Below are 15,295 nucleotides of genomic sequence, written 5' to 3' on the forward strand. Positions count from 1 at the left end.
ATGCCTGTCACTTGGCACATAGTTCTACCTTTATGTCAGCTAACCTACCTGATTAGCTGCATAGTGAATCTGCCATTCTACCTCACTAAATCGATTCTGACTAATAAAGACATGACTCAACACTAATCTTCATATCTCAACATATTCCTTAATCAACCTTGTCTACAGGGTATATATTTCTCATCAAATAATACGTAACACTCTACTAACAGGAGAGCCTCCGAAAACAACGCTCCTACAGAGGATCTCACTTAGCAAATCAGAATTTAATTATACGAAATACTCTTCTTCATGATTTTTTTCTGTAGGGTATTTATTTTGTACAGATTTATAGTGTAATTTGTTGCCATAAGAGACAATTTTTGCGCAGGAACACAGCAATGCACAACATCGGGATGTCATCCAAATTAAATAACGTCTGTTACGACATACGCGGGCCGGTCCTGAAACATGCCAAACGCATGGAAGAGGAAGGCCATAAGATTATGAAACTGAATATCGGCAACCCTGCGCCGTTCGGTTTCGATGCCCCGGATGAAATCCTGGTAGACGTGATCCGTAATTTGCCTACCTCACAGGGCTACTGTGACTCCAAAGGCATTTACCCGGCACGTAAGGCCGTTGTGCAGCATTACCAAAAGCGCGGTATGCTGGATCTGGATGTTGAAGACGTCTACATCGGTAACGGTGTTTCAGAGTTGATCATGATGTCGATGCAGGCATTGATTAACAATAGCGACGAAATTCTGGTTCCGGCACCGGACTACCCGCTGTGGACCGCTGCGGTTTCCCTGTCTGGCGGTAAAGCGGTTCACTACATCTGTGACGAAGAAGCCGACTGGTATCCAGACCTCGACGATATCCGCAAAAAGATCACACCGAATACACGCGGTATCGTACTGATTAACCCGAACAACCCGACCGGAGCCGTATACAGCCGGGATTTTCTGCTGGAAGTGGTCGAAATCGCCCGTCAGCACAAGCTGATTATTTTTGCCGATGAGATTTATGACAAAATCCTTTACGAAGGAGCCCAGCATACATCTATAGCGGCCCTGGCACCGGATGTATTCTGCGTCACTTTCAACGGCCTATCGAAATCATACCGAGTCTGTGGTTTCCGCTCCGGCTGGATGATCCTATCCGGACCAAGGCACCTGGCAAAAGGCTACATTGAGGGACTGGAAATGCTCTCTTCAATGCGACTGTGTGCCAACGTACCAATGCAGCACGCAATTCAGACAGCCCTTGGCGGTTATCAGAGCATCAATGAACTGATCCTGCCCGGCGGTCGCCTGCTGGAACAACGCAATAAAGCCTATGAGATGCTGACGGCGATTCCAGGAGTGAGCTGTGTCAAACCGAAAGGTGCGCTGTACCTTTTCCCTAAACTGGATCAGAAGAAATTCAATATCATTAATGATGAAAGAATGGCGCTGGACTTCTTACACCAGGAAAAAGTCCTGATCGTGCACGGCACCGGCTTTAACTGGAAAAAACCGGATCATTTCCGCATCGTTACCCTGCCGCGAGTGGACGATCTGGAGGTGGCAATTGGTCGACTGGAACGCTTCCTGCACAACTACCGTCAGTAACTGTATTTCAGCTCTCATCATAAGCCTCAGTTTTACTGAGGCTTTTTTACCTCCACGATATTTCTGTTACCTTTATAGCTAGCTATAAGAAAAATGTTTAACCGATAACAGCAAGTTACCCGGGAAAACAATTGAAATGGGTCAAACGGAAACCACTATCGACCCGAGAATTATCGCTCCTGACTGCCAAGAAGTACCGATATGGAAAAAAGTCACTTTTTTGCCCACCTGGCACGGATGAAACTCATTCAGCGCTGGCCGCTGATGCGATGCGTTTCGTCTGAAAATATCTCAGAACACAGCCTGCAGGTAGCATTCGTTGCCCATGCCCTTGCTCTGATCAAAAACCGTAAATTCGGTGGCAACACTAACCCTGAGCGCGTTGCCCTGCTGGCAATGTTTCACGACAGCAGCGAAGTGTTAACCGGTGATTAGTTCGGTTTCTTATTTTTGCGTCGCACCTTGACTTAGTTCGCATTTACACAAACAGTTACGCGCTATAATACCAAGTGACTAACAGGAGGTTTAATTATGCAACAACAAAGTACATTCATGGCTTGGGTTACTCGGATGCCACTGATCAAACGTTGGGCGTTAATGCACTGCTTTCAGGAAGAAAATGTCTCTGAACACTGTCATCAAGTTTCAGTAATCGCACACTTACTCACCGTTATTAAAAATAAGCGGTATGGCGGTAATCTCAGCCCTGAGCGAGCAGCAGTTGTTGCGATCTATCATGAAATCTCAGAAACGAAACTTCAGGATATCAATTCTAAAACTAAATATCACAGCCCAGAGTTCACTACTGCATTTAAAAAACTAGAAGACTTGGCTGAGCGAGAATGCCTGGATACCCTGCCCGACGACTTACGCGAAGATTTTGCGGATTTGCTTATTCAGAAAAACGTCGATGCCGAGTACAAGGCCATTGTGAAGGCTGCTGATATTCTCTCTGCATACATCAAAACGATGAATGAGCTGAGGTTTCATAATGATGAATTCCACCACGTAAAAAAAGGCCTGGACTCTCGTATTAAAGAGCTGAAAGAGAAGATGCCTGAAGTTAAGGACTTCATGGACATATTCTGCGATAGCTGCACAACCACCCTTGATAAAATTTCCGGATAAAACAAACTGCACAGGTAAGCATGACAACCTTAAAGCAAGTGGCTGACAAGATATTTGATAGCACAAAACCTTCTTCAGGTGACAGAAGAGCTGCAATAGCTTTTCAAGATTACCTGTCACTAACGGGAAAAAATGATGTGTTGGCATCAGAGTTTGGTGAATTTCAATTTATTGAATTCATTCAACACTTAACTTCTCAAAAGTCAACAAAAGCCAAATACGCCATCAGTGTTGCTGTAAGGCGATTGCTTGGAAAAGAGCATAAAAATGAGGTGGTCTTTCCAACAAATCCTAGCAAATGGCCAACTCCGCAGAAGCCCGATGCAGAACACTTCGAACCTCTTTCTACTGAAGAGCTTGAGATACTCAATTCATTTATAAAAAAGCATATCGATTTGGCTTATCATAAAGAGGAAGTATTTAAGGAATCGCTAACCAAGGGCGTTGTTAACAAAAAAATTGGAACTGATTTCTGGCGTCGTGAGAATCCAGACCCTAGTTTAAAGCGCTTTAGTAAGTGGAAAGGAAATCTGCGGGATACTATTGCTACTCTATATTCAGGACACCCCGAGTTTCCTAATAATACTACCGATGATATGCAAAAAGTCGGCGGTAAGTACCACATCCCAAGAAATCTTGCATATACAGCGTTAAAGAACCCAATCACCACCGTCATGAAAAGATTGTCGGTACAGAACATTAATACATTTACACCGTTCATGACTGACGCCCCAAATCTAATTTTAGCCGACGTCCTAACATACATCTACCCAGATATACTGGAACTTGCGGCAATAAAAATTGCCATATGCCTAGAAACAGCTTGGTCTCCGGATATTGTAGAAAGAATTGATCCTAACGATTTCATCTATGATCCCATACCAATAGATGGCAACTGGGTATTCATAAAAGCCCCCAAAGAAAAGGGAGCTGCTATAAACACAAATACAAACATCCGCGAACAGCGCATCATGATTCACCCGAGCTCCAAGAGCAACACTCACAGCGCCTATAACTTAATTAAGCTTCTAGTTAAAAGAACATCTAGGTTACGCCATGGCTCTTTATATGATAAAGCAGTCAAAGAAATTAATGGGTATCCGTCATTCGTTAGTCTAACTACTAATGCTGGAATCAAAATTGTAGCTCAACATCCTGAACGAGGGGATATTAACAGAGGCGCACAAAATAAACAGGTTCAAAAAGAATTAGGATACAAGCTTGACCTTCGTCAACTTAGACCAACTCGATTATACCTTAATGAAAAAGAACATAAGCTTCCTCTACTATTACAAGTGGCCTTATTTGGACATTCATCATCTGCTATAACAGATGAAGTGTACAAAGGAAATGCACATTTCCAACAAATTAGAAAAGATAAACTAGCCGTTGAACTAAATGCTATTTGTGAAAGCATTGGCGACGGCTCTTTCAAAGGGAAACTCATCCCATTAAGAAGAAAAACAAGCATAAAGAAAAAGATATTAAATATTTTTACAAATCAAAATGGAGAATCACCGCTGGCTATCTGTAATGACCCTTTCTCCCCAGATTGGCAATTATCAGACGAAATAGGAGCTCGACCATCCCCAATGCCTTGTAAACAATTCAATAAATGTCTTATATGCTCTCAATCCTCAGTAACAAATGACAACATTCCGTTTGTAGTAGATAGATATCTTTACCTGGATCAAATTCGGCGCTCAATTCGAGCCGCCCAGTTTGATTCAATATACCGTGACGAGTACGAAGCAGCAAAAGAGGTTGTCGAATCATGGCCATACCAAGAAGAAATCAGCGAAGCTGAATTAAGAAATGCCATTGATGGATACTTGCTTCCACCCGTTATCTCGGAGTGTAACTAATGAAACTAGCGAATTTAATTAACTTTAGCGAAGCAGATTTAGAACAAGATATTGAAATCATGGATGGACTTTCCTTTCATGAAAATTTATGGAAAATTCAATATGCGCAATCAGAGCACATCACTATCAACTTCAAAAGGATTGTTGGGAATGGTGATTTATCTGATTGTCGAGATTTGACCATCTTGATAAAGATACTCACATATTATAATTTCCCAAAACTAGTCAATTTAAACTTAACAAGTTGGTCTACTACAGAGGGCCGTTTTTCCCATTTTGTAAACACCGCCAAACATTTCTTGTTGGAAAGTGGTTTTACATCAAGAGTGATGTTGTCAAACATAACGCTTGAACAATGCCAGAATTATATTGAAAAGTGCAAAACCCTTTGTGAGAGTAATGTTAAGGGAGCTGTTTTTAAATTTGATAGTGCAATTACGTTCTTTGACCAATGGGCTGAACTAACTGAACGAGGGCTATTGCCTGTCGGATTTAGACTTGAATATGACAAACATTCAATTCTGAGCAAGGACAAACGCTCAGAACTCTATAACTTTAGGGAAAGTTTGATTGATTCATGGTCACCGCTTGAAGCAGAGGTAATCAAACCAGTCTTCGATGAATCAGTCCGATATATCAGAGAGTTTGCTCCAACAATCATCAGTTGCTCCGACCTACTAAATGCTAGGGATAGAAATAGTGGTAAAGAACAAACACCAGTTCAAGTCCGAAAAGATGGGCGAACAAAAGAGTTGTTTAAAACGTTACGTAACATGTCTATTCCTGAACTCTCTGATGGAATAAAGCTTTTTAACTTTACCCCAATTACCCAAAGAGTTAAATCTGGAGGATATGCTTGCGGCTGGCAAGATCGCACAACGATTGAAATCGGTGAGGTACGGCCGGCAGTTATCAAACTTAAACGCTGTTGTGTATTTATCATTGGTCTATTCACCGGATTAAGACGCCGTGAAATTGCAGCACTATTAGCAAAGCCAGCTCACAAGAGAAACGATTCCATGTACCTGGATATTGTGCGCTTTAAAACTGCTTCAGACTCTGACGAAGAGGGTGAAGCCGACACTATCCCTGTTCCTGACATTGTTGCCGAGGCTATCGATGTATTAATTAAACTCTTTGCTGACAACCGTAAAGAGCTAAATAGCGAATACTTGCTAGTTACCGATATCATCACCAGAAAACGTTTTGAAAAGGTGAAAATAAGTACAATTTCCAAAGATATCCAAGGTCTTGTAGAAGAAGTTACTGGTAAAAGTGATGCCTCACCGCACCAGTTGAGGAAGTCTATCGCGTGGTTGCTGATTTCAAGAAGCGAATCAAATGTAGACTTGATTCGCCAACTGTTCGGTCACAAAAGTTATGGCATGACCTTGCGTTACATCATGCGAAACGATCTAATGGTTGCAAGTGTAATTGAGCTAATAGAGCACAATTATACCGAGGAGCTAAAGGATATTTTTGAAGCAATCAGTAACAACAAAACCTCCGGCGAGCTTTCAGATAAAATCAAAAAAAGAATGGAAGTGCAGCAATACAAAGGCCAGGTTTTGGCGACTGATATTGAAACATATGTCCGTGAATCCTTGCAGGCTGGAGTTCCCCTATTTGTGTCAAGGGTTCCAATTGGTGGTTTCTGCATGAAGTCTGGGGAGGAAGATACTCCCCCACCTTGTATGGCGAAAACAGGTTCGGGTATGCCGAAGGTAGAGTTCTGTGATTATAAGCGCTGCAAGCACTTGATTTATAATGAAGAATCAGTATCCAACATTCAATCTCAAATTCGTTACTACCAGCAAAAGTTGAGCTACCTAGATGAAAGTAGCAACGAAAGTGTTGTGGCTCATTATGAGAACGAAATCCTAGAGCACCAAGAGCTTCTTAAACGACTTGGCTCTCAGAAACCAGTGTTTGATGATGCAGAGCTAACTGTAGGAGCAGTGTAATGGATGTTCAAGAGCAGGATGTTGTAAGGGCGATTGATTTACTTAAATCCTTAGACACTTTCACTGTATCCAAACTTGCAGAACACCTTGGTGTGTCTCGATCTACTCTATACAAAGAATTCCGCCACCTGCTACCTGAGCGGTCTAATGTTACTGAGAACAAGGTGAAGAAGGCGGTGTTGACCCTGCAAGGACGAACGGGACGCACATCATTGACGATCTCAGAAGTCGCAAAGGAGGCAGGGGTTGCACGACAGAGTATCTCCAGAGACTATAAGCATCTTATCCCAATGATTCAGGGGAAAAGTCCCGTTGATGTTATTCCTGATCATAGTGTCAAACTAGAGGAAAAGGTGCGGAAGCTTGAGGGTGAGCTCCTTTCCGTAAAAGAACAGGGGGAGGAAGCTTTTGCTGACTTTCAACTAAAAGTCTATTCAGACCTAATGAAGCAAGATATTACCACTTTTAATGCCCAAAAGGACAAGGCAAGTGTCATTAAACTACAGAATCAGAACGATGAAATAACTCGCATTAATCGTGAACAATTAAGTGAGTTAGCTGAATTACGCTCTCAACTGTTGGAGTACAAAAGAAAGTCTCAACAAAACATATCAGGGTGCCATGTACTTGCTCATGTGAAAGCCGACTATAGCGCCATTTCTGCGCATATGGATACAGCGAGCACAATGAAACTGTTCTTTGAGGCTGAAGAACAAAATATACAAAAAGCCATCGATGCGTGCTTTGCGTCTAAACCTGATGCAATTGTCTTCTTTCAGCCGTTCCTGAGCTGTAGTTTTGACAGTCTGGGGATAGCTCTTACTGAAGGAGATGTAATTATTGTCGAAAGTAATTTCCCAAAAGCAAAGCACTTCCAGGCCCTTCTAAAGAACATTACCGATATACCTGTTCATGCCATCTCTGCAAAAGGGCATGAAACCAACTTAGCGAAATTTTATTGCCGTCAGCATTACCAAAACATGTTCAATGACGAATTTATTGATCGGTTATATCAGCTTCTTGCTTACCCAGAACAAGAGGATGGCTTTAGATCTGTCACTAAAGTGAAACCAAAACCTCAACTGACAGTGGTGGCTTAAAATGAATATTGAGCGCCCATTAATCACATATCAGCACGAACGCAAAGAAGTAACTCATCACATCCTGACATTGCACAGCGATAACACCATCATCTTAATGAGTGCTGTAAATCTTTTTCTCAAAGAGAAAGCATATAAAAGCGTTAAAACCAGTGAAAGATATTCATCTGCAATCAAACGATTTTTTGAGTTCATCATCAATAACAATGAACAAGCATCACTCAACTTTTGGAGAGAAGTTCAAGAAGGTGACATTCGAGAGTGGCAAGGTTCCATAGTACAGAACAGAGACAAAAGCCATAAACAAAAGCCAAGTGATAAAACAATATACGCAGATGCATGCATTGTGTTTGACTTTTATTGTTGGGTACGGAGGAACGGATTCCCCACCCTTATTAATGAATCAGAAACCGAATGGAAGTATAACTACAGAGATGAGAGCAGGCTTTTATCGAGCAAAAACATCTTGTCTGGAAATAACCCAGGCTATGCAAATATCGACACTGGTAATAAGCGAAGCCGCAATTCTGACAGTAACAAAAAAGTAACCATTATGAGCACGGAGAATATAAAACAATTATCATTAGCATATAACGATCCAGTTTACTCTGTAATGTTTCTTTTAGCTCTGGCAACCGGAATGCGCGAACAAGGCGTTTGTTCTTTTCCATACATTGGATACGGAATCAATGGACACATTCGACCATATCCAGATATTACAAAGACAATCCCAAAAGATCCAAAAGGCAAGCATCCCAAAACTTTCGATTTCACTGTCATTGAAAAAGGAAGCAAGATTAGAACATTAAAAGTCAATATGGCTGCATGGAAAGTAATTTGCAAAACTTACATGCCTTTATATTACGAAAGAAGAAAATTGTTCGAGAAAAAACATCCAGACAAAAATGCGAATGCTTTTTTCTTCCTCAATAAGGCTGGAAATCCAGTAACACCAAAAATGGTCGCTGATAGGACTTATACTGCGAAGCAAAAACTTGAACATTTCGACTGGTCATTTCATAGCTCTAGAGACTGGTACGCAACCATGTTTATTATCAAACATCTGACTAGGGATAAAATTGACGCATCACACTATGATGCTGCTATCGAAGACGCTTTAAGAAGGCAATTGGGTCACAGCGATATCAGGACGACGTATATGAATTATGTACGAACCGCCTCTATATTATTAGCTACGCAAAATGGTGATCTCGATTTTTCATTGGGCAAAGGTGATGATTTCTGGGGAGATATTACTAAAGGGGCGACCAATGGCTAACGGACAAGAGCTAGCAAAAGAAAACGTCGACAAATTCAATGATTGGCTTAAGAGCATGACCGACGATGATTTCCGTGTGATGGAGCATCGTGGGAGCCTCAAGCGAAAGCTTGTGGCAAAAGGTTGCGGTTTTGCAGTTTCTGTTTTGCGTCAGAACCCTAAAGTCAGGGCGCTTTTCGTAGATCTAGAAGATGACCTTCGCAAGCGCAGCATCCTTCCTCCCCTCAAAGAAAAAGAGTCTCCCAACAAAGATGAGTCTCAAGAATTAGATCAAGATGAAGCCAAGCGTGGGACGCAAGCAGCTCATGCAAACCGCCTGGAGCAAGACAATATTGAGCTAAAAGCGAAGGTTGCTAAGCTAACAGCGGAAAAAGAAAAGTTAGAGCAAGAGTTGGAAAAAACAGGGCGAAAATTGAATAGGCTTGATGCATTCAATACAGCGCTTGCCGAAGTCGGGAGGTTGCCACGATGAGCACCTCTAGTCGCTTTCATCTTCGAGTAAGAAAGGTTTGGAGCACTAAAGGCAAGAAAGTGGTTTTTAGTGCCATGCCGTTAAAAGGCGCTCTAAAGGCTTCTGCAAAGAAATACTTTGTAGTGCATGCGAACCTTGACGATTTGCCTGTAATGCCCGTGAAGGGCCAGGAGTGGCGTATTTCAGGCACAAAAACGGAAACAGCTGACAATTCAAAAGAGTACAAGCAAACTCGTATAGATATTCAGGCAAAACGCCTGAGAGTCACAATGCCAAATAACGGTGACAATTTTGTTGAGTTTGTAGCTGAAGATAAAGAGTTCGTCGGTATCGGCCCTGTCTTTGCCCGTAAGCTATGGGACAAGTTCCAAGAGTTACAATTGGACATCTACCAAACCCTCAATGACGGCAAAACCGAAATGCTTGAACTGGTCTTGACGCCTAAAACTGCTCAAACCATGGTTGATGCCTGGAAAAAATACTCAAACTTAAAACACTTACATTGGTTTGCAGAGCATTCGGTACCGCCTTACATCAGCTCGAAAATCATGAAGCATCATAGCGAGGAAGCTGTTGAGCAAGTCAAAGCTAACCCATTCATCCTGCAAGCCTTTGGTATGAGCTTTGATGATATAACTGTGCTAGCAAGAGAGCATTTTGATATTGAGCGGGACGACCCGCGACGTCTTACTGCAGCTGTTGCAGAGGCACTTTACAAGTTCACCTCAAAACGAGGCCACACTGTTGCCACTCATCGCGACCTAAAACGCTTACTATACAAGGTCTTAAACTGCGACGTTCTAGCAAAGCAAGCACTGATGACGTCGCATGAAAACAGTGACTTTATTATCGATGACGACGGTAATTATCACCCAACCGGCCCGTTGGTGATGGAAAAGGTTGTGGCACAACGCTTTCTCCATTTAGCTAATCACAAAGACACTTGGGATGGTCGCTTTGATGAAGCTCTAGCCCATGGTCTAAAGGACTTAGCCTTTCCACTGATGGAGCGCCAAGCTGAAGCCGTTTGCTCAAGCTTGATAAATCCAATTTCAGTACTCACAGGCGGGGCAGGAACAGGTAAAACCACGGTACTACGGGTAATCCTGCGGGCCTACGAAAAGTTGGGATACAAGACTTACCCAATGGCGCTGGCTGGCCGTGCTGCCAAGCGCATTAAAGAAGGTACGGGTTATCATGCAAGCACCATTGCTGGCTTCTTGAAGAACGTTGAAATCAAAGACGATGAGCAGGCCGTTATCGTTATTGATGAAGCATCTATGGTTGATCTTAAGACAATGTTCCAATTGGTGATGGCTCTACATGATAACGTTCGAATCTTGTTAGTTGGTGACCCAGCCCAGCTATCACCTATCGGCTACGGACTTATCCTACACGATGTCGTTAAAACGAACTCTATTGCTAACACAGAGCTTAATATTGTTAAGCGGCAAAAGGGGTCAACAGGTATACCTGAGTTCACCCTGGCGGTTCGGAACGGTCAAATCCCGGAAATTAATACTCCAAACATTCGATTTCATTACACTGATAAGCATCAAATCAATGACAAAGTCGCGAGCCTATATGCTCAAGACCCGCTGAATTCTCAAATTGTCGGTGCAAAATACAGTATTAAAGACGGCGGCATTAATCATATCAACCATATCTGCCAAAAGGACTGCAACCCTGAAGGTCAGCGCCTTGAATTCGAAATGTTTGGAGAGTCAAGGCACCTAAACATTCGTGTGAACGACCCTATAATCTTCACTGAGAACTCCTGGGATGACGATATTCAAAACGGGACGATGGGACGTTTGATTAGTGTTGGTGGCAAATCAGAATTTGGTGCAGTTGAACTGGATGATGGTCGTGTAATTGAGCTTAACGAATCATTAATCCTCATTGTTCAACCAGCATATGCAGTAAGCTTACACAAAGCTCAGGGAAGCCAGTTCCCAAGAGTAATTATTACATTGATAGATGATCCAATGCTTGACCGGTCTTGGATTTACACCGCTCTGACCCGAGCAGAACAGCAAATTGAAATTGTTGGAACGCCTGAGCAATTTGAAGTAGCTATACGACGTCCAAGTGCTGCAAGCCTAAGAAAAACGACGTTACATAAGTTGTTAGCTGCATAGCCTTATCGCGAAGCGATGTTAGGGCGGAAAGAACGCTTGAGAGAAAGTCGAAACCAATTCCGCCCGAAGCCCTGCATTGTATAAAAGGCAAAGTTAGATGCGCAGCATGCGCCTCCTGCAAGACCAAAACAAAACAACAGCGCTCTCCTTTGTCACTGTTATATTAGCTTTATGTTATATCTAACTCGCAATTATTGCTCACTCTTTTATCAGCGGCTTTCTTATAGAATACACTAAAAGAATGCAGGCTAGAGTACAAGGAGAATACATGTGAACTACATAACAACGCAGATGTGTAACTATCAGAAAAAACGTGTTGATTTTATCGCTGAGCACAAATTCAAAAGCGCTAACGAACTTCCATTTTCTCATGACGTTCTTACCGACCTTATTGAACTAAAAAAAATCATCTACATGGATTTTGGCGGGAAAAAGCAATTCCCAACATTTCAATTCAATAAGTCAGGGCAAGTTTACCCAGTCCTCCAGACTCACCTTCCACAGTTGCTGAATTCAGACTGGAACGTTTGGGAAGTATGTTTCTGGCTCTATCAAGAACGTACTGTTACTCTGAAACGACTAAAGCCTGACGCTCGCCTACTCAAAAAAGTTTCGCTCCACCATATGTTGAAAATAGCAAAAAAAGCTAGAGAGTTAACGGAGACATGCGTAGCAAAGCCAATCGACATTGTAACTACAGGTGACAATAGGATGTTTAAAGCGTTTGTTGAAGATTGGCTTACACCAGACCATCGAACAATACCAGAGCCTGACGTATCGATTGAACCCTGAATAGCTTCTTTGCTGTTACAACGTTCAAGAAGTACTAACTGATGAACAAAAGTTAGAGACATAGATTTCATCAGTGTATTCCTCCCCATAATGTACAACCTTTATGGCATATCTGTACAAAAAGGTATGCTATGATGTCTTGTTTTCTACACATTGAGGGCTGGTTATGTCTGACGACAAATTAAACAAAAGAAAATGTCGAATGGTACTTTTTGAGCTAGAAGAAGCTCTTGGTAACTATGTTCAAAAACATGCTAAAGGTGATGTACTAAACCTATCTACAAATAAAGTTAACACAGATCTTGTTAGCGTCACTGACGCGGTCGAGTCTGCTTATCTTGATGATATATTTAAGTTCAGTCTCGCTGTATCAAAAGATACAGCGGATTATAGTCACATTGTAAACTTATATAATAAATTCAAGGTGTTAGATTTATTCCAAGTTCGCAATGCCTCGGCACATCCAACGCGACCATTCAATGTTCACTATTGGTATAAATTAGCAACAGTTGCTAGTGATCCATCGATACATGCACTTGAATTAACAGAGGTGACCAACGCACTTGTTAGCGCTGAAAGTGGACAACTTATAGATCCTCCTGAAGATTGGTTAGAAAAGTATAATTTCAAAATAACAAACAATTTACCCGAACGCGTTGAGCACTCAATTACAGGTCTTGTTGGAAGAAATAAAGAAATACAAGTCCTCAAAAAAAATCTTAAAAATGAAAGGCTAAAAGTCAATGCCATTGTTGCACCGGGTGGTATGGGTAAAACGGCACTTGCATTAGAGTTACTTTCAGACATAGTAAGAGATCCATGTAACAGCGAATGGTGCGATGGAGTCTTCTTTTCAAGTATGAAGACTGAAAAGCTGACTAGTGAAGGCGTAATCAGTTTAACTGCTGCAGAAACTATTGATGAACTTAAAGAAGAACTAACTCATATATTCAGCGAATACTATGATGCAGACTACTCTAACTTTGAGGAAGTAATAGATAGTTTAAAAAATCAGAAAATCCTTCTATTTTTAGATAACTTAGAAACTCTATTAAGAGATAGTATTGATGCTTTCGAGGAACTAAATGAAAGTCTACCTGTATCTTGGCAAGTACTAATTACAAGTAGAATCACTGTTCCTCATAAAGTTATTCCACTAGAAGAATTGTCAGAAACATCTTCTGTTGATCTAGCCAAGCGATATATAGCTTCTCGTGACATTATTGAACTATCTTATCAAGATATAAAACATATCTGTAGCCAATGTTTCTACAATCCTCTCGCAATAAGATTAACGCTTGACTTGATAATGAATGGTGGAGAAATACCAAATTCAATATCAGTTGCTAAACGAGATATCTCTGAATTTTCATTCTCGAACCTTATTGATTGTTTGGATAGAAATGAACTAAAAGTTCTAGAATGTATATTCGTCGAGCATAGTTCAACAAGACAATCTATTCACTCAATATTGAAATTAGGCTTTGATGATATCGCTGCATCAATATCAAAACTATCTAAAACAAGTTTAATCGATAGAAATATTGATGGCGATAATGAAAACTATAACCTTATTTCTTCTGTTAGAGAGTTGCTACTTCGAACCCCTAAAGACTTATCCCTTCGTTCTGAAATTAATGAAAGGTATACAGATATAATTGGGAAAGCAAAAGAAGTTGATTTAAATCAGATGAAATCAAACACCAGAAGCTTTCATATTACATATATACCTGATGGTGTTAGTAATGACCTAAAAGTTCTTTGTACTGAATTATTTAAACTATTAAAGCTTCGCTTTAATAGTGTTGATGTTATGTTGGGTCGCAAAGGTCTTTCATCAGAAAAACTTACAAAGATGTATAAAACCTTCATTGATTCAAAGAGTGCGTATGAAAATTATGCCTTGTATCATAGAAGTATGGCAATGTTATTATCACAACTACGAGACAGTAAAGAAGCAAAGAATTACCTTGAAAAGGCAATTAAGGTTGATCCTAAAGATTACGCGTCATACTTACTTCTTGGTCGTCTGTTGATGAATAACAGTGAATATCTGGATGCTTATAATCTTTATAATGATCTGCTTAATCTTTTACATCCAGATGAAGCGGATGATGAAATGTATGCTAGATCTTTATATAATGGGTTATATCTTTCTCTGCTTTATCAAAATGATTATCAAAAAATCATCGACGTTTCAACAAAATGGAAAGAGCTTAAAGTTGGGAAGTCAACGATTGGCCTTCTAAGAGCAACAGCTTACAAAAGAATATCTGAAAAATATGCAACAAACGAATTATCACTTGATGAATTTTTAAGCAAGATGATTAGTGCTGTAGGAATTATTAGTGAAGTGTATAGAGATTTCGGTCACTTCAAAGGAGCTTCTGATGTTGGCGCAAAAATAATTGATGAATTTTGTTATCATTTAGACAGGCTTAAACATGTTGACGATAAGCGAATCGATCAGCTACTTAATTTCTGCGAAATAAATATAAGGGAGATAAGCTCTTCTGTAAATGATGATGTATCATCAGAAGTTAAGTCTTGCCTTAATAAACTTATAGATTTTGACCATAAAAACAACCCATTTAATGAAAGAAGCTGGCGTTTATACTTAAATCAAACCGATCCAGGAAAAATTAACAAAGAAGAAGCTATAGATATCGGTTTAACAATAGCCACAGTTGATAAAAATGTTAAACGTAAGGATATTCTGTTCTCATATGACCAATCTGGAAATAGATATTTCTCACACTTGAAATGCTATAAAGGTACAAATACAGACAACTGGTACAACCTCGAAAGAGACGATGAAATTGCAATTCGAATCGACTACTCAATTAAAGGTGAACTACCTGTATCATCTGAGCTATATATTATAGAATAACTATTAGGGCGATTGGAAACAATCGCCCCCCTTCCGGCACATCATAACATATAAATTAAAATAATATTT

Annotated in this window: 10 protein-coding genes and 1 pseudogene; all 11 read left to right on the plus strand. The window is 40.6% G+C overall.

Translation table 11 applies throughout. The features are described from left to right. Window positions 1–380 precede the first annotated feature (380 nt). The 11 genes and pseudogenes from C942_RS21020 to C942_RS21070 all read left to right on the plus strand — a co-directional run bounded on the left by C942_RS21020 (window position 381) and on the right by C942_RS21070 (window position 15,226). A complete protein-coding gene (locus tag C942_RS21020) occupies window positions 381–1,595 on the plus strand; it encodes a pyridoxal phosphate-dependent aminotransferase (protein WP_007470061.1) in 1,215 nt (404 codons plus the stop codon). Window positions 1,596–1,796: 201 nt separating this feature from the next. Next, window positions 1,797–2,027: pseudogene (gene yfbR, locus C942_RS21025) on the plus strand (5'-deoxynucleotidase); the annotation flags it as partial. Window positions 2,028–2,126: 99 nt separating this feature from the next. Continuing rightward, the gene (gene yfbR / locus C942_RS21030) at window positions 2,127–2,723 is read left to right on the plus strand and encodes a 5'-deoxynucleotidase (RefSeq protein ID WP_007470065.1); all 597 of its coding nucleotides are present in this window, start codon (window positions 2,127–2,129) and stop codon (window positions 2,721–2,723) included. A gap of 20 nt (window positions 2,724–2,743) precedes the next feature. After that, entirely contained in the window at window positions 2,744–4,588 is a 1,845-nt protein-coding gene (locus C942_RS21035) for a hypothetical protein (RefSeq protein ID WP_007470067.1), read from the plus strand. Beyond that, window positions 4,588–6,552, plus strand: coding sequence for a tyrosine-type recombinase/integrase (locus C942_RS21040; RefSeq protein WP_036801373.1), 1,965 nt, complete (start codon window positions 4,588–4,590; stop codon window positions 6,550–6,552). The genes C942_RS21035 and C942_RS21040 overlap by 1 nt, the downstream gene beginning before the upstream one ends. Beyond that, complete coding sequence (locus C942_RS21045; protein WP_007470071.1) at window positions 6,552–7,652, plus strand: helix-turn-helix domain-containing protein; 1,101 nt, start codon at window positions 6,552–6,554, stop codon at window positions 7,650–7,652. Before C942_RS21040 ends, C942_RS21045 begins: the two co-directional genes overlap by 1 nt. A gap of 1 nt (window position 7,653) precedes the next feature. Beyond that, window positions 7,654–8,931, plus strand: a complete 1,278-nt coding sequence (locus C942_RS21050) for a site-specific integrase (RefSeq protein WP_007470073.1) — start codon at window positions 7,654–7,656, stop codon at window positions 8,929–8,931. Further along, window positions 8,924–9,403 (plus strand): VPA1267 family protein, encoded by a 480-nt coding sequence (locus tag C942_RS21055; protein ID WP_007470075.1) that lies wholly within the window; start codon window positions 8,924–8,926, stop codon window positions 9,401–9,403. Before C942_RS21050 ends, C942_RS21055 begins: the two co-directional genes overlap by 8 nt. Then, a complete protein-coding gene (locus C942_RS21060; protein ID WP_007470077.1) occupies window positions 9,400–11,544 on the plus strand; it encodes an AAA family ATPase in 2,145 nt (714 codons plus the stop codon). The genes C942_RS21055 and C942_RS21060 overlap by 4 nt, the downstream gene beginning before the upstream one ends. Window positions 11,545–11,814: 270 nt before the next feature. Next, a complete protein-coding gene (locus tag C942_RS21065) occupies window positions 11,815–12,336 on the plus strand; it encodes a hypothetical protein (RefSeq protein WP_157372670.1) in 522 nt (173 codons plus the stop codon). Between the two features lie 166 nt (window positions 12,337–12,502). Further along, window positions 12,503–15,226 (plus strand): tetratricopeptide repeat protein, encoded by a 2,724-nt coding sequence (locus tag C942_RS21070; RefSeq protein WP_007470079.1) that lies wholly within the window; start codon window positions 12,503–12,505, stop codon window positions 15,224–15,226. Window positions 15,227–15,295: the final 69 nt, after the last annotated feature.

The organism is Photobacterium marinum, assembly GCF_000331515.1.
Classification (GTDB): domain Bacteria; phylum Pseudomonadota; class Gammaproteobacteria; order Enterobacterales; family Vibrionaceae; genus Photobacterium; species Photobacterium marinum.